Annotated in this window: 16 protein-coding genes; 8 read left to right on the forward strand and 8 right to left on the reverse strand. The window is 45.3% G+C overall.

Annotated features, from left to right (window positions below; all coding sequences use genetic code 11):
* The first annotated feature begins 18 nt into the window (after positions 1–18).
* The 3 genes from rimM to rplS all read left to right on the forward strand — a co-directional run bounded on the left by rimM (position 19) and on the right by rplS (position 1,814).
* Positions 19–543, forward strand: a complete 525-nt coding sequence (rimM, locus tag ACYQ0Y_RS01475) for a ribosome maturation factor RimM (RefSeq protein ID WP_407882260.1) — start codon at positions 19–21, stop codon at positions 541–543.
* The gene (trmD, locus tag ACYQ0Y_RS01480) at positions 533–1,276 is read left to right on the forward strand and encodes a tRNA (guanosine(37)-N1)-methyltransferase TrmD (RefSeq protein ID WP_407882571.1); all 744 of its coding nucleotides are present in this window, start codon (positions 533–535) and stop codon (positions 1,274–1,276) included. The genes rimM and trmD overlap by 11 nt, the downstream gene beginning before the upstream one ends.
* Before the next feature lie 184 nt (positions 1,277–1,460).
* Positions 1,461–1,814: a 50S ribosomal protein L19 gene (rplS, locus tag ACYQ0Y_RS01485; protein ID WP_407882261.1), complete on the forward strand. Its 354-nt coding sequence runs from the start codon at positions 1,461–1,463 to the stop codon at positions 1,812–1,814.
* Positions 1,815–2,032: 218 nt separating this feature from the next.
* Here rplS and yjeM read toward each other — a convergent pair whose 3' ends face one another.
* Together yjeM and ACYQ0Y_RS01495 are read right to left on the reverse strand one after the other, a co-directional pair.
* On the reverse strand, positions 2,033–3,541 hold the full coding sequence (yjeM, locus tag ACYQ0Y_RS01490; protein WP_407882262.1) for a glutamate/gamma-aminobutyrate family transporter YjeM: 1,509 nt from the start codon (positions 3,539–3,541) through the stop codon (positions 2,033–2,035).
* Between the two features lie 57 nt (positions 3,542–3,598).
* Positions 3,599–5,032, reverse strand: a complete 1,434-nt coding sequence (locus ACYQ0Y_RS01495) for a C69 family dipeptidase (RefSeq protein ID WP_407882263.1) — start codon at positions 5,030–5,032, stop codon at positions 3,599–3,601.
* Positions 5,033–5,300: 268 nt separating this feature from the next.
* Here ACYQ0Y_RS01495 and ACYQ0Y_RS01500 point away from each other — a divergent pair, with 268 nt between their 5' ends.
* The 3 genes from ACYQ0Y_RS01500 to ACYQ0Y_RS01510 all read left to right on the forward strand — a co-directional run bounded on the left by ACYQ0Y_RS01500 (position 5,301) and on the right by ACYQ0Y_RS01510 (position 8,708).
* The gene (locus ACYQ0Y_RS01500; RefSeq protein WP_407882264.1) at positions 5,301–6,194 is read left to right on the forward strand and encodes a YitT family protein; all 894 of its coding nucleotides are present in this window, start codon (positions 5,301–5,303) and stop codon (positions 6,192–6,194) included.
* Positions 6,195–6,258: 64 nt separating this feature from the next.
* Complete coding sequence (glpK, locus tag ACYQ0Y_RS01505; protein ID WP_407882265.1) at positions 6,259–7,758, forward strand: glycerol kinase GlpK; 1,500 nt, start codon at positions 6,259–6,261, stop codon at positions 7,756–7,758.
* Positions 7,759–7,802: 44 nt separating this feature from the next.
* A complete protein-coding gene (locus ACYQ0Y_RS01510) occupies positions 7,803–8,708 on the forward strand; it encodes a DMT family transporter (RefSeq protein WP_407882266.1) in 906 nt (301 codons plus the stop codon).
* A 61-nt stretch (positions 8,709–8,769) separates the two neighbouring features.
* Here ACYQ0Y_RS01510 and ACYQ0Y_RS01515 read toward each other — a convergent pair whose 3' ends face one another.
* Entirely contained in the window at positions 8,770–8,991 is a 222-nt protein-coding gene (locus ACYQ0Y_RS01515; protein ID WP_407882267.1) for a hypothetical protein, read from the reverse strand.
* A 93-nt stretch (positions 8,992–9,084) separates the two neighbouring features.
* The gene (locus tag ACYQ0Y_RS01520) at positions 9,085–9,915 is read right to left on the reverse strand and encodes a Cof-type HAD-IIB family hydrolase (RefSeq protein ID WP_407882268.1); all 831 of its coding nucleotides are present in this window, start codon (positions 9,913–9,915) and stop codon (positions 9,085–9,087) included.
* A gap of 163 nt (positions 9,916–10,078) precedes the next feature.
* Between ACYQ0Y_RS01520 and ACYQ0Y_RS01525 the strand changes: the two genes are divergently transcribed.
* Positions 10,079–11,464 carry an RsmF rRNA methyltransferase first C-terminal domain-containing protein gene (locus ACYQ0Y_RS01525; RefSeq protein WP_407882269.1) on the forward strand — a complete coding sequence of 462 codons (1,386 nt, stop codon included), beginning with the start codon at positions 10,079–10,081 and terminating at the stop codon, positions 11,462–11,464.
* 73 nt (positions 11,465–11,537) lie between these two features.
* Here the strand turns inward: ACYQ0Y_RS01525 and fni are convergent, their stop codons facing one another.
* The 4 genes from fni to mvk all read right to left on the reverse strand — a co-directional run bounded on the left by fni (position 11,538) and on the right by mvk (position 15,804).
* On the reverse strand, positions 11,538–12,575 hold the full coding sequence (gene fni / locus ACYQ0Y_RS01530) for a type 2 isopentenyl-diphosphate Delta-isomerase (protein WP_407882270.1): 1,038 nt from the start codon (positions 12,573–12,575) through the stop codon (positions 11,538–11,540).
* Positions 12,576–12,636: 61 nt separating this feature from the next.
* Positions 12,637–13,716 carry a phosphomevalonate kinase gene (locus ACYQ0Y_RS01535; protein WP_407882271.1) on the reverse strand — a complete coding sequence of 360 codons (1,080 nt, stop codon included), beginning with the start codon at positions 13,714–13,716 and terminating at the stop codon, positions 12,637–12,639.
* 79 nt (positions 13,717–13,795) lie between these two features.
* Entirely contained in the window at positions 13,796–14,776 is a 981-nt protein-coding gene (mvaD, locus tag ACYQ0Y_RS01540) for a diphosphomevalonate decarboxylase (protein ID WP_407882272.1), read from the reverse strand.
* An 80-nt stretch (positions 14,777–14,856) separates the two neighbouring features.
* On the reverse strand, positions 14,857–15,804 hold the full coding sequence (gene mvk, locus ACYQ0Y_RS01545) for a mevalonate kinase (RefSeq protein ID WP_407882273.1): 948 nt from the start codon (positions 15,802–15,804) through the stop codon (positions 14,857–14,859).
* 210 nt (positions 15,805–16,014) lie between these two features.
* Between mvk and ACYQ0Y_RS01550 the strand changes: the two genes are divergently transcribed.
* Positions 16,015–18,831: a helicase C-terminal domain-containing protein gene (locus ACYQ0Y_RS01550; protein WP_407882274.1), complete on the forward strand. Its 2,817-nt coding sequence runs from the start codon at positions 16,015–16,017 to the stop codon at positions 18,829–18,831.
* Positions 18,832–18,835: the final 4 nt, after the last annotated feature.

The raw sequence follows: 18,835 nt of genomic DNA on the forward strand, positions 1-18,835 counted from the left end.
ATGAAAGAGGGACTCATTGTGGCCTTTTATAATATCGGTAAAATCGTGAACACCCAAGGTTTAAAGGGCGAACTACGTGTGGTTGCCACCACGGATTTCCCCACGCAGCGCTTCGCTAATGGTCAAATGGTTTATGTGACGGCCAATCGACCAGGGGCCAAACAAGAAGCACTGACAATTGATTCATCGCGGACTTACAAATCTTTTATCCTGGTGACATTTAAGGGCTTAAATGATATTAATTTGGTTGAGCAATACAAGGGATCTGAATTGTATGTAACCGAATCGCAGCAGCAACCGTTGCCGGATGGTCAATATTACTATCACGAGATCATTGGATTACGTGTCATTGATGAACACCAACAAGAAATTGGAGTTGTCAAAGAGATCTTGGCGCCGGGAGCCAATGACGTATGGGTTGTTAAACGTCCTGGGAAGTCAGATCTATTATTACCGGTTATTGATCCAGTCGTCAAAAAGGTCGATATTCAAGCAGGTTCGATCAATATCGAGATGATGGCGGGGCTAGATGATGAGGATTGACATTTTAAGTTTATTCCCTGATATGTTTAGTGGCCCTTTAACAGAGTCGATTGTAGGCAAAGCAGTTGATAAGGGAATCCTTGACATTAACGTCACTGATTTTCGCGACTTTACCACCGATCGCCACCATCACGTTGATGACACTCCCTATGGTGGTGGGGCAGGGATGCTATTGATGCCACAACCGATTTTTGACGCGATGGATCATGTTGAGCAGGATGCGGGAAATCGTGGACGGGTTATTTTGTTAGATCCAGCTGGAACTCCATTTACGGAGCAGGTGGCCGAATCATTTGCGACGGAATCACATTTAACCTTCATCTGTGGACATTATGAAGGTTATGACGAACGCATTCGCGAACTAGTGACTGATGAGGTATCACTGGGAGATTATGTTTTAACCGGGGGTGAGTTAGGCGCCATGGTCATGATTGATGCGACCGTGCGTTTGATTCCCGATGTGTTAGGAAACATGGATTCAGCCCCTGGTGATTCCTTTAGCAATGGGTTGCTTGAATATCCTCAATATACGCGACCGGCTGATTTTCGGGGGCGGTTGGTACCGGAAGTCTTAACCAACGGTAATCATCAATTGATTGATGAGTGGCGCATGCGTGAATCATTACGACGCACGTATCAAAGACGCCCGGATTTACTTGCTTCAGCAACCCTCACGACGGCACAACAGCGTTTATTAAATGATATTATTGATGAAGAAACCCGTGGCAAATGATCGTTATTAATGTCTAGCGTACGAAATGGATTATGATTTGTGTTTTAGTCTGGGTTGTAAAGGAATTTAGCTTTACAACCACTCGAGTTTTGTGGTACGCTTTTTTGTGGCGATTTAGCCCATAATACCGATGTTCCGCTGGCAGCGCGACTGTGAATGAACCTCGAGTGAAAGGAAGCTCATTATGAGACAGAACCAATTAATTGAAAAGATCACCGCTAGCCAATTACGCGATGACATGCCTGATTTCCGCGCCGGTGACACTGTACGGGTCTTCGCCCGGATCGTTGAAGGGACCCGTGAGCGGATCCAGTTATTCGAAGGGGTTGTCGTTAAGCGTCATGGTGCTGGTATTTCAGCAACCTACACTGTTCGTAAGATCAGTAACGGGATTGGGGTTGAACGAACCTTCCCAGTTAACTCACCACGAGTTGATCATGTGGAAGTTACCCGTCATGGTCGCGTTCGGCGTAGTAAGTTATACTACTTACGTGCCTTACATGGTAAAGCGGCTCGGATCAAGGAAGCACGTCGTTAAGATTTGCGCTTGATCTATGCTAAAAAGCACGTTGGATTGACTAATCATCGTCAATCCAACGTGCTTTTTTTATTGTGGACTATTTCGGAGCTTGTTTAATTTTAAGTTGATTCTCAAAGCGTACGTGACTTGAATTTTTGCAAACACTGAGAATAAGGAGAAAGTGCATTGGGAATAGTTTCAAAATTAAAGGCTTTTCCAGCCTAAGGTACCTCAAACTAATCGTCTAAATTATTTTCCCGGTTGGCATAGAAGATCCAAGCGATGCCACCGAAAATGATCGGACCAGCAACGGTAGCAATGGCGGTTACCCAATCTTTAACTAAGAAGGGCTGTAAAATAGTAAAGCCAATCCCGACACTCAAAGTAATCATAACTAGCGTTACGACAAACAGCATCCAGCGATGTGAGTGATAAGCGACGAACGGACGTGGCAAATCTTCTCGTTTAAAGTAGGGGAAAGCGCCAACTAAGAACAAGTATGGCAAAGTCGTTGACACATTGCTCATGGAAGTTAAAACATTGTAGAAAAATTTAGCGTCTTGATGAGTTAATACTGAGGCAATGGAGATTCCAGTGATAAATACGATCACAGCTACTGCCTGCATCCACATCGCAAATTCAGGCATGCCATGGCGATTCAGGCGCGTCATTTTCTTTGGCCAAAGTGCCTTTGGTGATCCTAAAATGAAAGATTTCAAGGGTGAGTAAATTAACACAAAGAAAGAACCAAGGTAGGCCAAAAACATGCTGACTCCAGCAAAACGGGAAAAGACTTCACCAAGGACATGGGCACTGGATACACTCAGGCCTAGTGCGATCCCTAAGACGTCACCCAGATTTCCCATCAAGACATAAGTGATGTTACCCAAATTGACATTTCCGTGAGCAATAACCATGCTCCAGTTTGTCGAAATTCCCCATAAGAAGATCGTTAGCGAATAACCAATCCCAATCACCAAAGTCCCAATCAAGATTCCTTTCGGGAAGGTTTTTTCTGGTTGATCGAGTGAGTCGGTTACCCCACCGATTGATTCCAAACCACCATAAGCAAAAATGGCATAAATCACGAAACTGATCATGGCAATTGGGGTTTGAAATTGCGGATTTGGAGAAGTCGCGAAGTCCGACAAGTGATTAATAGGTTGGGCCAGCTGAAAATGATTGGCAATTAGAATAATTAAACTCGCCAGCACTAAGATGACATTTAATGCCATAACAGCTATTCCGCCGACCGAAGAGACTCTGGCGATGGATTCCATGCCTCGAGAGGCCGCCCACGTAATACCAATGATCCACAAAATGGCCAGTAAGCCAATTGTTAGGGTGGAGTTTAATCCGAAAAGATGCCAACTTGGCGTGGTATCTTTGCCCGTCAAAATTGTTGAAAGCGTAATCCAAACTTTCTGGGAAATCATAACTTGCCAGATGATCCACGCGGATAACCAGATAAAGGTCGCGATAAAGGACCACTGCTCCCCAATTGAGGCATCTAGCCAGGAGTAGATCCCACCTTTAGAGCCCTTTAAAGAGGCACCATACTCAGCAAACATCAAGCCACTCGGCAGGAAGAATAGTAGTGCGCCTAACAAATACCAGAAGATTGCCCCATAGCCCATTTGCTCAAAAGCCGTGGGGGTATTACCAAAACCAAAAATAGTCGTAAAGATCATTAAAACAAGTGCACCAAGCGTTAAGGTCTTCTTGTTGCTTGATTCATTTTCCATTGTGAAACCTCATTTCATGTCATCGAGCTTGATTTATTCCACGATTGAATATTACCTTTATAATTTTTCATCCGTTTTGAAATTGAGTGGTGAAAAATCAGTACTTTCAGTCACTAGTTGCCCGATTAGTGACTGGTACGCGGTTAACGCTTGTTTAGCCATCCGTTCATTTGATTTAGTTAAAAAAACGAGTTGATCAGTTGAAGCCTGTTGAATAGCAATCTGGTCGGTAGCTCGCAGTTGAGCGGCCAGTTGGGCAGCTAAATCAGTTTGTACGCGTTGATAAAGCGTATTGAAGTGTTGATAGTGTGCATCCCACAAGATGCCCGCCAGTTTATAGGTCCAGTAAGCGCTGGTGGGCGAATAAGTGGCTTGTCCCTGCTGATACGCGGCAGGTGTATCGTTAACGGCACTGTAGAATGGTACAAATGAACTCTGTGCGGCCACGCCCATTGCCAACCAATGAATTCCAACTAAATTGGGTTGATCTTTTTGTGACCGTAACTGGAGCACATGGGCTTCCTGTGTCTTAGCCAAGCTAATCGGACGAAAGTCATGTTTATGTTGTTCATCCTGTCCAACCGGATCATAAGGCGTTCCTTCATAATGGTTGCTTAGAAAACCTTGAACATCGTGGACGGATAATTTGTGTTCTGGATAACGGATGAATGGTAATTCCTGATTCATCGGATCTTGAACAGTACTGGGATTGAACAACCGCTGACCAGCCCAAACACGTGGTGTGTTGTAGTGTTCGTCTGCCACGGTGTGCGTTCCAAAAATTCGTCGCCAGTTAAAGCCATCTTGGTCTGGATTCAATCGATTAGTTTTAACAAATTCGGCAAGTCCAGAGGCAGTCATGAAGTTATCCGGGTCGTCGAAATCAACTTCCTGGATGGCCAATTGGTTTGCAACCACGGCATAGCCATCATCTGGAATACGCTGAGCAACCCATTGGTGACCAGCCCCAGTTTCCATATACCAAGCTTCTTGTTGATCTGCAAATAAAATCCCATTCGTTTCTGCGGTACCAGCGGCCTCAATAAGTGAACCCAAACGGCTAACTCCTTGGCGCGCGGTCGTGATGTATGGGAGGACCACAGTAACCATAGCTTCTTCGTTTAGTCCATCGGTGACGAAGGGGTCAGCGGCTAAGACAGTTGAATTCGAATAGGCACTTTCGGTTGCCGACATGGCGACATTGGCTTCGTTAATCCCATCTTCTTCAAACAGCCCGAATTTTGGCGTCCATTCAGGTGTGGCAGTGTACCGTAAAGCAATTTTAGGCAGGGTTGCCTTAAAACCATTATCGTTGGATTGAAATGGCTGAGGGGTATCAAATACTTGATGGGGGTGGACCACGAAATGTTTAGGCCAGGAAGGCTTACTGTCTTCATTGCGACCAATCATAATCGAGCCGTCGAGAGTTGCATAACGGCCTACTAAAATACTCGTGCAGGCGGAGGGACGCCGTTCAAAAAGTTGCTCCATTCATCAAAACCTCACTTTATTGACGAGCAAGACGTCTGTGGCCTTGCATAATTTTATAAAATTACATTAAAGTAAATTGTAGCAGAAAAGCGACGCACCAGTTGGTTTCACTCGTTATTTTAAGGGCTTTCATGCTGATTTCTAACCAAGCTTCATCATGGAAATGACGTAACAAGGGTAATTCTGTGATTAACTGGTAAATCTGGTGGTCAGACATTAGAAGAATGTGGTTTAATTGGAACATTAAAACAAACGGAGGAGTGCGCTTATGGCACGTTGGCAAGATCAAGATGGCCTCATTAAAATCGTAATTCTCTTATTTTCATCGATTTGTTGTGCAGTCGCGTTAAATGAATTTTTAATTCCTAGCGATATTTTTTCAGGCGGTCTAAATGGGATTGCTCAACTGTTACATTGGGGATTGGTAGCAACTAACATCCATGTTTCAACAGGTTGGTTCATTCTTGCCTTTAATTTACCAATCGGCATTATGGGGTGGCATAAAATTGGACCTAAGTTCACCGCTTGGAGTTTTGCCAACGCAATCGTGACCTCGATTTTAGCCATTGTAATTCCTGAGGTGAGCGTATCGCATAATGCATTGCTAAATGCGCTGTTTGGCGGCATCCTAACGGGTATTGGCATCGGATTTCCTTTTCGATTTGGTTTTTCAACCGGTGGCATGGATATTATTGCAATGGTGTTACAAAAAACGACAGGCCGGTCTATTGGCACCTTAACTTTGTTGTTGAATTCAGGCATTGTTGCCGTTGCTGGTTTTTTTATTGGTTGGGAAAATGCCTTATTTACGATTATCACAATCTATGCGACTTCCCGCATGGTGGACACAATTCATACGCGACACCAAAAAATGACTGCTTTAATTGTTACTAGTCATCCTGAGGAGATGATTCAGGACTTGCGCAGTCACTTATTTCGCGGCATTACCGTCTTACCTTCACGTGGTGGGTTCAGCAATCAGACAAACGCGACGTTAATGATCGTTATTTCCCGTTATGAACTTTATGATTTAAAAAACACGGTAAATCGCATTGATCCAGAAAGTTTCATGGATCTCGTCACAACTGTTGATGTCAGTGGTAATTTTTTCGATGAAGCGACTCAAGAACGTTTACGTCAAATGCGGAATCGGGTGGAATAGATCCCTTGAAATTTGCTAAAATTAACAGAGGCTTAATTTCATAACGGCAGATAGGAGTCAATTTATGAACGATGAACAGTACGTGATGGCGATTGATCAAGGGACCACGAGCAGTCGGGCCATGATTTTTAATCATCAAGGTCAAGTAATCGGCAAAGCGCAAAAGGAATTCCCCCAATATTTTCCCAAACCAGGGTGGGTCGAACATGATCCGGAAGAAATTTGGGAAAGTGTCCAATCAGTGATGGCTGATGCCCTCATCCAAGCACACATTCCACCGTATAAAATTCGCGGAATCGGGATCACGAACCAACGAGAAACGACGATCATTTGGGATAAGAAAACTGGTAAACCGGTATACCATGCAATCGTGTGGCAATCAAAACAAACAGCCTCGATTGCAGACGACTGGCAAGCAGCTGGTCTGGCGGATAAAATTCATCAGAAGACGGGATTGGTCATTGATTCATACTTCTCCGCCTCTAAGATCAAATGGCTTCTTGATCAGGTGCCCGGCTGTCGAACAAGGGCAGAAAATGGTGACTTACTATTTGGGACAATCGATACATGGTTGCTATGGAAATTAACCGGGGGCAAAGTACACGCCACAGATTATACTAATGCTAGTCGGACGATGCTATTTAATATTCATGAGCTGCAGTGGGATCAAGAGCTACTAACAACATTTAACATTCCACGAGGGTTGCTGCCGGAGGTTCGTAGTTCGTCAGAGATATATGGTTATACAGCTGACTATACGATGTCAGGTGTTTCGGTACCGATCTGTGGGATCGCCGGTGATCAGCAGGCCGCCTTATTCGGACAGACAGCCTTTGATGAAGGAAATGTCAAAAACACATATGGTACTGGCGCTTTTATTGTGATGAATACCGGATCACAGCCGATCCTCTCGAATAAGGGGCTCTTAACGACCGTTGCTTACGGATTAAATGGGCAGGTTAATTATGCCTTAGAGGGATCCATCTTTGTTGCTGGTTCTGCAGTCCAATGGTTGCGAGATGGCCTTGCACTAGTAACATCTGCGACTGAAACAGAAAAGCTTGCCAATCAAGTTGAAGGCGATGATGGTATCTATGTGGTGCCCGCTTTTACTGGATTAGGAGCCCCATATTGGGATCAAGAATTGCGCGGTGCCGTTTTCGGGTTGACCCGTGGAACCAGCAAAGCCGCGTTTGTTCGTGCCACCTTACAAGCAATTGCTTATCAAACACGGGATGTCGTGGACACCATGGTCGCAGACACAGGGTTGGCAATTGCGACCTTACATGTGGATGGTGGTGCTGCTCAAAACGACTACTTGATGCAATTTCAAGCAGATATTTTAAATACAACCATTCAACGTGCAAAGATCAATGAAACAACCGCTTTGGGCGCCGCTTTTCTTGCCGGCCTGGCGGTGGATTTTTGGCACGATCAAGCAGAATTGCGCAAATTGTATGCCGATGGTGCACAATTTGTGCCGACCATGTCAGCCGTTCGACGTTCTAGACTGTACCAAGGTTGGCAAATAGCGATTAAAGCTGCACAAGCATTTGAGCATTAGTGAACGTTTATTTTTATAAGTCTATTTTGAAGTAAGGAAGTCACATGAAAGCACAAAATTATTCTAAAGGAATCTTTTGGGCCGCGTTTGCCTCCACGATGTGGGGAATTTCGGGGACCATTCTTCAGTACATTTCGCAAGGACAAAATATTCCTGCCACCTGGTTTTTATCGGTACGTACGTTAGGTGCTGGAACTATTTTATTGATTATCGGTTGGTTTCAAGAACGCAATCGGATTTTTTCGCTATTTAAATCCTGGCGATTGGTCGGTTGGCTAGTCGCCTACGCATTGTTAGGCTTGATGGCGAATCTCTTTACTTTTTATATGAGTATCAAAACGGGTAATGCTTCGGCGGCGACAATTTTGCAGTACCTGAGCCCGCTATTCATCGTCTTAGGAGCCTTGGTGTTTAAACGAGAATTACCCATGCGTTCAGATTTAATTGCCTTTGCCATTGCGTTATTAGGTGTGTTCTTAGCGATTACAAAGGGAAACATCCATACGCTGGCAGTCCCAGTTCCTTCGATTATTTGGGGCATTTTATCGGGGGTCACCGCGGCTTGTTATGTCGTTTTACCACGGGCAATCGTGGCGGAGCATTCGCCGATTGTCGTGTTAGGGTGGGGAATGTTCATCAGTGGCATCCTATTTAACTTAGCGCGTCCATTTTGGGTGGATACGCCGCCTATTACACCACAACTAGTGGCTTCTATTGGCAGTGTTATTTTGGTGGGGACCATCTTAGCATTTTCCACACTACTTTATAGTTTGAATTTTGCTCCCTCGGCCGTCATCAGCATCGTAGATGCGGTTCAGCCGGTAGTCACATTTATTCTTAGTATTATTTTCTTTCACTTACAAATTAGTGTAATGGAAGTTATCGGATCAGTGCTTGTAATTGTTGCCGTCTATCTACTGCAGCGTTTGAGACAGACTGGGTCCGATTAAAGTCCAGTCAAAAAGATCGTTTCTTTAGCCTTGATGGCTAAAGAAACGATCTTTTTTAAAACTACATTTTTTTAATAACGCGATATTTCTTTTGGTCGTGGCCCTGATTTGTAACTGCATCTTGATCAAATAAAACGTACGGTGTACCATCACTTTCCGAAACAATAAAGAGGGTGTGCGGGTTATGATGTTTATAAATTTGAGCACTTTGATAAACTTCGTTGTAATCATGGGCATTAGCAATCGCGTCCCCTGGGTTAAACAGAACGTTTTCCTCAGTCATGAAAATTCCCCCTTAGATGGCGGTTAGCAGCCATAAGCATCAATTCAACTGATTGGTTAACTTTATGATGGCGCTTTCACCGACAAATTGCAATCATTGCGCCTCTGCCAGCAGTGTTGGTAAACTCAAATATTCTTGCAGATAGTGAGCAAGGCCATCATGATCATTATCGACGGAGGTGACATCTTGGGCGATGGCTTTTAAGTCATCAATCCCATTGGCCATTGCGACACCCCAGCCGGCATAAGCAATCATCGATTGATCATTGCCCTCGTCACCGAAAGCTATGATGTTTTCGCGATCAATTTGGTAAGTTTGCGCAAGAAATTCAAGACCCGTCGCTTTTTCGATGCCTTTATGAGCCACTTCCAAAACAGGCCATGGGCCGCCCCAGACGTTTAAATCAATCTGTTTCCCGTAACGGGAAAGCAAGTCCTCAATGAGTTGTTTTCGATGTGATTCCGAGAAATAAAGCGTCAGCGCGGTCGGATTATCCGTTAAATTTGTTGCGTTAAGGACTTGCTGCTGTCTCAGGATTTTTGGGAAAAAATCAATCGTACCATCACTTTGATGATTGGCCCAAACGTGTGCCTTGTTTTCTGCCGCAATTGTTTCGATGCCCAGATCTTGTTGATGAGCTAACAAATCTAGTGCAATCTCGCGATCGATCGTATATTGATATTCCTTGGTCCATTGGTGATGAGGTAAATGGCCCAGCGACCCATTAAAATTAATCATCGCAGAATGAAGACCCAGCTCATCGTAAAATTGCTGCGAAATTCGATAAGGACGACCAGTCACAATACTGACGATATGTCCGGCAGCACTTGCCTGTTGTAGTACTTGTTTAGTTAATGGTGAAATTATGGACTGGTTATTTAGCGTGGTCCCATCCAAATCAATAGCAATTAATTTACGACTCACGGATCAATTCCTCCTGGCAGGCTGACTTAACTTAATTTATGATAACCACCATACCGAAAAAAACATGAATCGGCAACCAATCTTAGTCAAGTCGTTGCTTAACAAGGACATCGGACGTGACGTGAAGTCCATGCCGGTGTAGAATTATTTGAGGTTTTGTAGGATGAGGAAGGAGAATTTGATGCGATTACCAGATGGTTATGCACAAAAATATCAGCATTTGATGGGAGAGGATGAAGCGGCGGATTTTTTGGCCAGTTTTGATCAACCGGTTCAACACGGTTTTCGCACCAATCCATTAAAAGAAAATGCAGTGCCGGCTGATTTTAGCCTGAACAAGCCAACTGGCGTTCCTAACGGTTATTTTGGTCAAGTAAGTGGGCACACACCTGATCACACGACGGGGGTTGTTTATAGTCAAGAGCCCTCGGCAATGTTAGTCGGGGCAGTTGCTGATGCGCGGCCTGGCGAGTTGATCTTAGACTTATGTGCCGCTCCAGGTGGTAAGACCACTCAACTGGCAGCAGGATTAGCTGGTCAAGGGGTGTTATTAACTAACGAAATCTTTGCTAAACGGGCAGCAGTGCTATCAGAAAATGTGGAGCGGTTTGGGATTACCAATGCTGTGGTAACCAATGAAACATCTGAACACCTAGCCGCACAACTGCCTAATTTTTTTGATAAAGTCGTGGTTGATGCGCCCTGTTCAGGAGAAGGCATGTTTCGCAAAGATCCAGAAGCTATGACTTTTTGGTCGCTTGACTATCCGAAGATCTGCGCCCAACGGCAACAAGAAATCTTAAGTGAAGCCGTTAAAATGGTCAAACCAGGTGGACACCTCATTTACTCAACGTGTACCTTCGCTCCTGAAGAGGACGAACAAATGATGGCCTGGCTATTGCAGAATTATCCTGAATTTGAATTAGTCGACTTACCGCTATTTCCAGGATTAGAGGCAGCGCGCCCAGCTTGGGGTGATAATCAACCTCAATTAGCACGAGCTGGGCGAGTTTTTCCGCATCACGCAAACGGTGAAGGGCACTTTATCGCCAGCCTCATTCGCCGCAGTGATCGCGAGGTTACCAAACGAAAATGGGCTAAACCCCGGCTGCCAAGGCCGGATGCTGCCGCATTATCTCTGTGGCATGATTTTGCTCAACAGCATGGGTTAACAGACATCAATGATGAACAATTAGTTGTTTTTGGTGATCAGTTGTCGGCTTTGCCGGCTAACACACCAGATCTAGGTCGTCTAAGAATTATCCGCCCCGGCTTACACTTAGGGACATTGAAGAAGAACCGTTTTGAGCCAGCGTTTGCGTTGGCCTTAGCGATTCAGCCAACCCACTATAGCCCCCGAGTGGCGCTGGACCGGTCGCAGTGGGGTGACTTTGTTCATGGTGATACGGTGTCCCTCACTGAACCAGGGCACGGGTGGACATTAGCGACCGTCAATGGTAACGGGATCGGTTTTGGTAAAGTCGTGGGGCAAACACTCAAAAATGGGTACCCCAAGGGTTTACGTTTTCAGCCGCATTTCACTGATTAAATCACAAAAAAACTTAAAAACGACTTTTCCTTTTTGTGAAGTGAAAAGTCGTTTTTAAGTTTTTTGAAGTGAATCAGAACTGTCGTTGCTGACGATAAGATAATAAGTTTGAACTCAAAATATAAGGGGCTTGCCGTAGTTCAGCAGTGGTCTGACAACCGGCTAATAGGTAAAGCTTACGCAGATCTTGTTGCCATTGTTGAATTAAAGCGAGTAGTGCAGTCTCACCATTGGTCATAAGTTCGTGTAAAAAGTAGCCAGCTACGCCCACTGCATCAGCACCTAGCACCAAAGATTTAATGACATCTAACGGTGTTCGCACGCCCCCCGAGGCTGCAACATGTAAGGGGGTTTTCTGAAGCTCCAGCAAGGACTCAACCGTTGTCTGTCCCCAATCGCTAAGATAATCCAGGTGGTGATCGACAAGTCGCTCATTTTCAATTTGGGCGAAATTTGTGCCACCTCGGCCGCTAATATTTACATACTTGATACCACTTTGCTCAAGTTGGACCGCGGTTTCGCGACTCATCCCAAAGCCGACTTCTTTAACAATCACCGGGACGTCGACCGCGTTAATCAAGTTAGTCAAGCGGGCCAACCAGTGAAAGTTACGATCACCCTCAGGCATGATCAGTTCTTGAACACTGTTGATATGAACTTCTAAGGCATTGGCTTGAATCATCTCAACGGCTTGCTGGGCAACTGCCACTGAAACACCCGCGCCAACATTGGCAAAAATCACACCATTAGGATTGTTTTCACGGACAGTTTTAAAGGTTTTCAGTTGCTCCGGTTCGCTAATCGCAATGCTTTGCGAACCGACCGCCATGGCAATGCCACTAGCAGCAGCCACGCGGGCAAGCTGTTCATTGATAATCCCAGTTCGTGGCGATCCGCCGGTCATTGCCTCAATGTAAAAGGGCCAGTCCAACGACAAATCGCCAAACTGACTTTTCATACGGATGTCATTTTGATCCAATTCGGGCAGCCCTCGATGAATCAGTCGAACTTGATCAAAGCCAGCCGAGGCCGCTGTTTTGAAACGTTTTTCGGCGATGGCAAGATGTTCATCCTTACGATGAGCATGGGCCGATGGGGTTGTTTTTGCCATAAGGACACTCCATATCTTCGTCCACCAATTTTAGTGTAAAAGTAATATAACTAATTAACAACTAGACTAAATCCAACACGTTATGAACACTCAACGGTAGGGTGGTAATTCCTTCTGCTTCCCAGTCTTGGAGCAAGGTGTCGATTGCTTCGTGTCGATTGATTAAAACGATACCACAATCGCCGCCACCGGCACCAGATGTCTTGGCAGCACCACCATGATCTTCAGCGATCGCACAAAGTGTATTTAACGCAACCGTTTCGATCGGAACATGACTGAAGGAACTCAAATGTTGTAAGAGGTGACGGTTAGTGCGAATCTCACGTTGAATAATATCAATCGCACCGCGACGAAAACCGTCAATCATTCGATTCAAACAGTCACGACTAGCCGTCAAAAAGTGTCGATATTCGATCTGGTCCACACTTTTTGCCCATGTTACTTTATCAACTAGGTGAGAAGTAGACGCTGGTGAACCAGTCCAACCGATTAACAAGCGTAAATCGTCAGGTGGCGTCAACAATTCAATGGATAATCCTGGCCAATCTAAGGCGAGCAGATCAATTAAGGATAATTGTTGGCGTTGTTCAGCTAACCACTGGTGATCAAAGGAATGATAGGCAATCCAGCCACCATAAACAGACGCAGCAATATCGCCCAAGGATCCATTTCCTTGGACATCAAGATGCGCGATAGCCGCTAATTTAAATAATGTATCCTTCGTGATCGGTAATTGATAAAATTTGCAGAGGGCTTTAACGGTGCCCACTGTGACGGCCGCCGATGAACCCAAACCAAACTTTTTGCCATCTTTGCTATCCAATTGAGAATTGACAGATAGATGATAAAATTTCAAATCACGGCCACAGGCACGAGCATAAGACTCAGTTAAGCGAATCGCCGACAACAGATAGTGGAAAGGATTGTCGCGATTATCAAAAACTAATTCATCGCCAGAGCGGCGCCAATTAACTGAAGTTTCTTTGTACTGCTCGGAATCGATCGTGCCAAAGTTTTGACTTTCTTCAATCGTTACCGTTACAAATTGATTTAAGGCAACGATAATGGCTGGGTAGCCTGCTTCAACAACCGCATATTCTCCCGCGAGATAAAGCTTTCCGGGTGCTTGCACGCTAATCAATTAATCATGTCCTTTCAAAGACAAAAAATGTATGCACCGGCAAACTGCGTGCAAACATCGTCAAGAGTTAAATTTAAACTTATCGATAGGTTAGTCCAGGGCCTGGTTTTGCAACCACAAGATTGTTTGGACCAAATTCTGGTCGCAAGCGCCCTAAGACCGTTTCAACATCCTGATCCTCACAGATGACTTTAACGTTTGGACCGGCATCCATCGTATAATAGCAGTTTACGCCCTCACTGCGCAAGTCGCCGACAATATCGAAGACACGCAATGTATCGGCATTAAAGTATGTAAATGGTGGGGTCGCGCTAAGCGTCGTCGCATGCATCGACATCGCGTTATGCTCAGCAATTCGACCAACTTGGTTTATATCTTTTTTAAGCAATGCGGCTGTCATCGGTGCAATATTTGCATTAGCCAGGCGCACCCAGTCTTGAAAATAGGGGGATTGCTGTGAAGCCTTCATACCAACTCGACTACTTATTTTTTTCTTTTGACGTGAAACAACCACTGCAATCATCCGAATCGGCCAATCTACAGCTTCAACAATCGGCTCCGCAAAGGAAGTTTCGTCGTTATGGCCAGCGTGCCATTGGACGAAGCCACCAAAAATCGATCGACTTGCAGAGCCAGACCCACGTCGAGCCAAACGTGACAAGTCGCGAGGGGCCGTTGACAAGCCCGCTGCTTTAGCAGCAGCTCCGGCCAATGCGGCAAAACCTGAGGCTGATGACGCCAATCCTGCAGCGGTCGGAACTTGATTAGTCGTCGTGATGTGCGCAAACATTGTTTGGCGCGCCCGCTGCCGAACCAAATCCATGAACTGGCGAATTCGTTGTTGTCCGTCGGCTGGTAATGAGATTCCATCCAAATTAATCTCGTCAACGGTTAATCTTGGGTCAAATTGAACCGTGTTGGTTGAAAAAAATTGATCCAATGTTAAAGAAATTGAATCATTTGTTGGCAGCATCAAGTGCTCGTCAGCTTTTCCCCAATACTTCACTAGCGCAATGTTCGTATGGGCGCGAGCAGTGATTGGTGTGGTTGAAATGGTCATTAAAAAATTCCTCTTTAAATAAATTAATTAGTTAAGACTTGTTGGTCAATTTGATGGTTGAATGATATTGGTGGATTCAATTACAACGACTCGGAATGCCCAAAGGGTTCAATCCAAGTGGCAATTGCACCAGCATTCAATAGTGCCTGCTGGATTTTTCTAGCGCTTTGCTGATTGGCAGCGAGGCTAATCATACATCCGCCCAAGCCACTACCAGTAAGCTTACTGCCTAAGGCACCAGCTCGATTAGCAACCGACACCAGGTGTTCAATAACCGGGTGGCTAACGCCCAGCGCTGCTAGATCGACCTGAGCCTGATTCATCAACTGACCAAGTCGTTCAGGCTGGTTGTCTCGCAAACAAGTCGCAGCTTGCCAAGTTAATTGGCCCAGATGATTTACGAGATTTTGGCCAATGTGCGGCCGTTCGTCGTCAGTCAGAAGTTCATTCACCGAATTTACGGCTAGTCCAGTCTGTCCCGTGACACCAGTGTCGCCGACCACTAAGGTAGCCGATAAGTTAACCGGCAACTCTTGGAGCGGCTGCCCCTTAATAAACCAAATGGGTCGATTTGCGCTAACTGTCGCCGCATCAATACCTGATGGGGTCCCATGAGTAATTACTTCTTCGATATTAACTGTTTTGAGCAGCGTTGTTTGGTCAAGTGGTATGTCAAAAAAGTCATAAACAGCACGCGTGATAGCCGTTGCAACCGCTGCAGAGGATCCCATCCCACGTTCTTCAGGAATATCACTAGTTAGTTCCAATTCAAAACCTAAATTAGGCACGTGGAAACGATTTAGTAGCCGTTCAAGCAGGACGTGAATGCCTGAGAATTGCCCTGGCAAATCGGATAATGCGCCACTAAAGTAATCACTGACTAATTGCTGCTCAGACTTGTGAGCTGTTAAGATGGCCGTTACCGGCAGCCCTTGTAGTGGCAAGGCGATAGCGGGCTGCTGGTGAACAACGCTATGTTCGCCAATCAAGATTATTTTGGCATGGGCGCGGCCATGACCAGTTTGCATAATCGTTCACCCCTTTTGATAATTTACGAACATTATCATACCACAGCGGTGGGCGCGTGAATAACGGAGGAAGTCTTTGCCAGCGTCATTAATCAGAGTAGAATAAGACTAGATTAAGGATTAGATAAATGAAATCAAGGCGTCAAACCGTTTATCCGCGGTACATTTGCTGTACACATGGCGTTTTGATGAAAGGCGTTTGTAAATTCGATGAATACTGACACAATCTATGCCGTAGTTGATATTGAAACAACGGGAACCAGTGTAAATGATGGTGATCGCGTTATCCAGATTGGCTGTGCTTTCGTGCAATCAGGGCGCGTCATTAATCGTTATAGTACAAAAGTTAATCCGGGACGCTCCATTCCCAATAATATTATCCACTTAACGGGGATTACGAATAAAGTAGTCAGCCACGCGCCTTATTTTGACGACATTGCTGGCTCTTTATATGCCATGCTACAAGGAACCGTGTTCGTGGCACATAATGTGAATTTTGATTTTCCATTCTTGAATGCAGAATTTAGCCGAGTCGGATATCCAGCCTTGTCAATCTCGGCCATTGATACGGTGACATTGACGCAAATTCTATTTCCAACTTTAACTAGTTTTCGTTTGCGGGACCTAAGTGCCCACTTTAAAATTGAGCACGATCAGCCACATACTGCCGACTCGGATGCGGATGCCACGGCAATTTTGCTTATTGATTTGCTAACACGATTACGCGAACTACCCATTAATACATTACGTCAATTGATCGCTTTGCATTTATCCCTGCCAGCCGATACGGCTACGATATTTCAAACGGCTTTGACGATGGCCCGCCGTCAACCGGCTAAATTGCCAGCAGGGCAGTATGTTCGGGCTCGGCTGGTTTTACATGAACCGGACCCGATTAAACCGGTTGATCTCGGGCAACCACGCGCATTTCCAAAATCAAAAGTTGCTAAGCAAAAACAATGGGGGACAGTCATCGACTGGCGCGATGGTCAGGCCAAGATGATGAACGCCATTTTTAACAATTATAGCCATCCAAATACCCATAATCTGATCATCGAGGCACCCACCGGTATTGGAAAATCGTTAGGTTACGCGGTTCCTTTTGCTTATTTGTCACAAACTGGGACGGCGACCGTCATTTCCACACAGACGACGTTACTTCAAGAGCAATTTATGACCGAAACCGTCCCCAAATTACGACAGATGTTACCATTTGCTTTCAATGTCGTCGCGGTAAAGGGCAGTCACCACTATCTTGACCTATCCCGTTTTTCTGCCGTATTAAATGTTCCCGATCATTCACAACAGAGTCAATTTTTAAAGGCACGTATCTTAGTCTGGTTGCTTGATACTCGTACTGGTGACTTAGACGAGCTTCACTTGAATTCATATCGGGCCCCGTTATTTGAGGAAATTACCCATCGTGGCTTGGCTAGTCTATCTAAGAAGAATCCCTTCTATGAAGATGATTATTTACGCCGTTTGGATAATCGCATTCGTCAGGCCAACTTGGTAGTGGTTAACCACGCGTATTTGAGTCAAAATGCCGCACAACTGGAAACATTATTAGGTCACCACCCCTTTTTACTGGTTGATGAGGCCCAACACTTACCGGATGTTGCGGCAACCCATCATCGAGAGACAGTCCGGTTTCATGACTGGATTTCATTGCTCCATCACGCACAGGCGAACATCTTTAATCAACATGACCATCATTTGACGGCGATGTTTGATGAAGACAGCGCGGCAACGAATGCATTGCGACAGCTGGCGACAATTTTAGTACGCTTAGATGCCGACCTTGATCAATTTGCCCAAGCGCTGTATCGACAATTCTTGATGAGGGCGCAAATGACCGCCAAGGGTACGCGCATTGTTGAACAACTGGTGGACAATGCATCCTTACGTCAACTCTTTCAAAACGAATCTGGGGCATTTGCCGCCTTGATGGGGGCCAAAACGCCACTATTGACCAATGTGGCCAAGCTCCGCCGGCGTTTTGCTGCCAATCAGCGTAAATGGCTGACTTCTGATCAGGCATTAATGCATGAATTCGAACAAACCTTGGCGCAAATTGATGGCTTATTTGCCCAATTGCAGCTTTTTTATGAACAATTAGGTGAAGAAAAAACCAGTCATGTTTACTGGCTGAAACAAAATCAGTATGGGGATTCCACAAGTTTAGAATTAAGTGGCGGGTTATTGATGGCCGCAGGTTGGTTAAATGACCACGTCTATCACTATTTTCAGCGGCCGACCTTCACGGGCGCAACGCTGTTCACCTCAAGTCGGGCAAACTACCTTATGGCGCAGCTAGATTTAGATAAAGACGCCACCACGACAAAACGCTTACCAGAGGCATTTGATTATGAGCGTCAGGCTCGCCTCTTGGTGGCCAGTGATGCGCCGGCGATGAACCTGGGGCGCCCAGACGTGCAATATCACTATTGGGCCGAAACAATTGCCAAGTTAACGATGGCAACGAAACGGCAAACCTTAGTCCTGTTTAATTCGCTAGCTGCCATTAACGAAGTTTATCGAGAGTTAACCCATGGTTTGTTGGATGATACGCAAACGCCGGTATATGCTCAGGGAGTGACAGGTAGTCGAGAGAAGAATTTAAAACGCTTTACGACAGAAAATAATGCCATTTTACTCGGGGCAGCCAGTTATTGGGAAGGTATTGATCTGCCTAATGAGGCATTGGAGCTTGTGATCATTACACGATTACCATTCGATTCGCCAACAGATTTGCTCGTGGCGGCGACTAATGCGCAATTGGAAGCTAATGGACATAACCCGTTTTATGCGTCAGCCTTACCTAAGGCCACATTGCGTCTACGTCAAGGCATTGGCCGCTTGATCCGTTCTGAGACAGATCGGGGAGTAGTGGTGGTTTTAGATGCACGATTAACTGCCAAACGATATGGATTAACAATGCAAAAGGCGTTGCCAAAATCTTTACGGGTCACAAACCAGTCAACCGCCGAAATCATTAAGCAAACACAAAATTTTTTCAGATCCTGAGCGG

The organism is Furfurilactobacillus curtus, from assembly GCF_054657915.1.

What these genes read in the sequence shown, in the direction of transcription:
- ACYQ0Y_RS01515 (WP_407882267.1), bottom strand. Translation starts at nt 8,991, where the DNA reads ATGACTGAGGAAAACGTTCTGTTTAACCCAGGGGACGCGATTGCTAAT.
- ACYQ0Y_RS01500 (WP_407882264.1), top strand. Translation starts at nt 5,301, where the DNA reads ATGGCACGTTGGCAAGATCAAGATGGCCTCATTAAAATCGTAATTCTC.
- trmD (WP_407882571.1), top strand. Translation starts at nt 533, where the DNA reads ATGAGGATTGACATTTTAAGTTTATTCCCTGATATGTTTAGTGGCCCT.
- fni (WP_407882270.1), bottom strand. Translation starts at nt 12,575, where the DNA reads ATGGCAAAAACAACCCCATCGGCCCATGCTCATCGTAAGGATGAACAT.
- glpK (WP_407882265.1), top strand. Translation starts at nt 6,259, where the DNA reads ATGAACGATGAACAGTACGTGATGGCGATTGATCAAGGGACCACGAGC.
- ACYQ0Y_RS01510 (WP_407882266.1), top strand. Translation starts at nt 7,803, where the DNA reads ATGAAAGCACAAAATTATTCTAAAGGAATCTTTTGGGCCGCGTTTGCC.
- ACYQ0Y_RS01495 (WP_407882263.1), bottom strand. Translation starts at nt 5,032, where the DNA reads ATGGAGCAACTTTTTGAACGGCGTCCCTCCGCCTGCACGAGTATTTTA.
- ACYQ0Y_RS01550 (WP_407882274.1), top strand. Translation starts at nt 16,015, where the DNA reads ATGAATACTGACACAATCTATGCCGTAGTTGATATTGAAACAACGGGA.
- mvk (WP_407882273.1), bottom strand. Translation starts at nt 15,804, where the DNA reads ATGCAAACTGGTCATGGCCGCGCCCATGCCAAAATAATCTTGATTGGC.
- yjeM (WP_407882262.1), bottom strand. Translation starts at nt 3,541, where the DNA reads ATGGAAAATGAATCAAGCAACAAGAAGACCTTAACGCTTGGTGCACTT.
- mvaD (WP_407882272.1), bottom strand. Translation starts at nt 14,776, where the DNA reads ATGACCATTTCAACCACACCAATCACTGCTCGCGCCCATACGAACATT.
- rplS (WP_407882261.1), top strand. Translation starts at nt 1,461, where the DNA reads ATGAGACAGAACCAATTAATTGAAAAGATCACCGCTAGCCAATTACGC.
- ACYQ0Y_RS01525 (WP_407882269.1), top strand. Translation starts at nt 10,079, where the DNA reads ATGAGGAAGGAGAATTTGATGCGATTACCAGATGGTTATGCACAAAAA.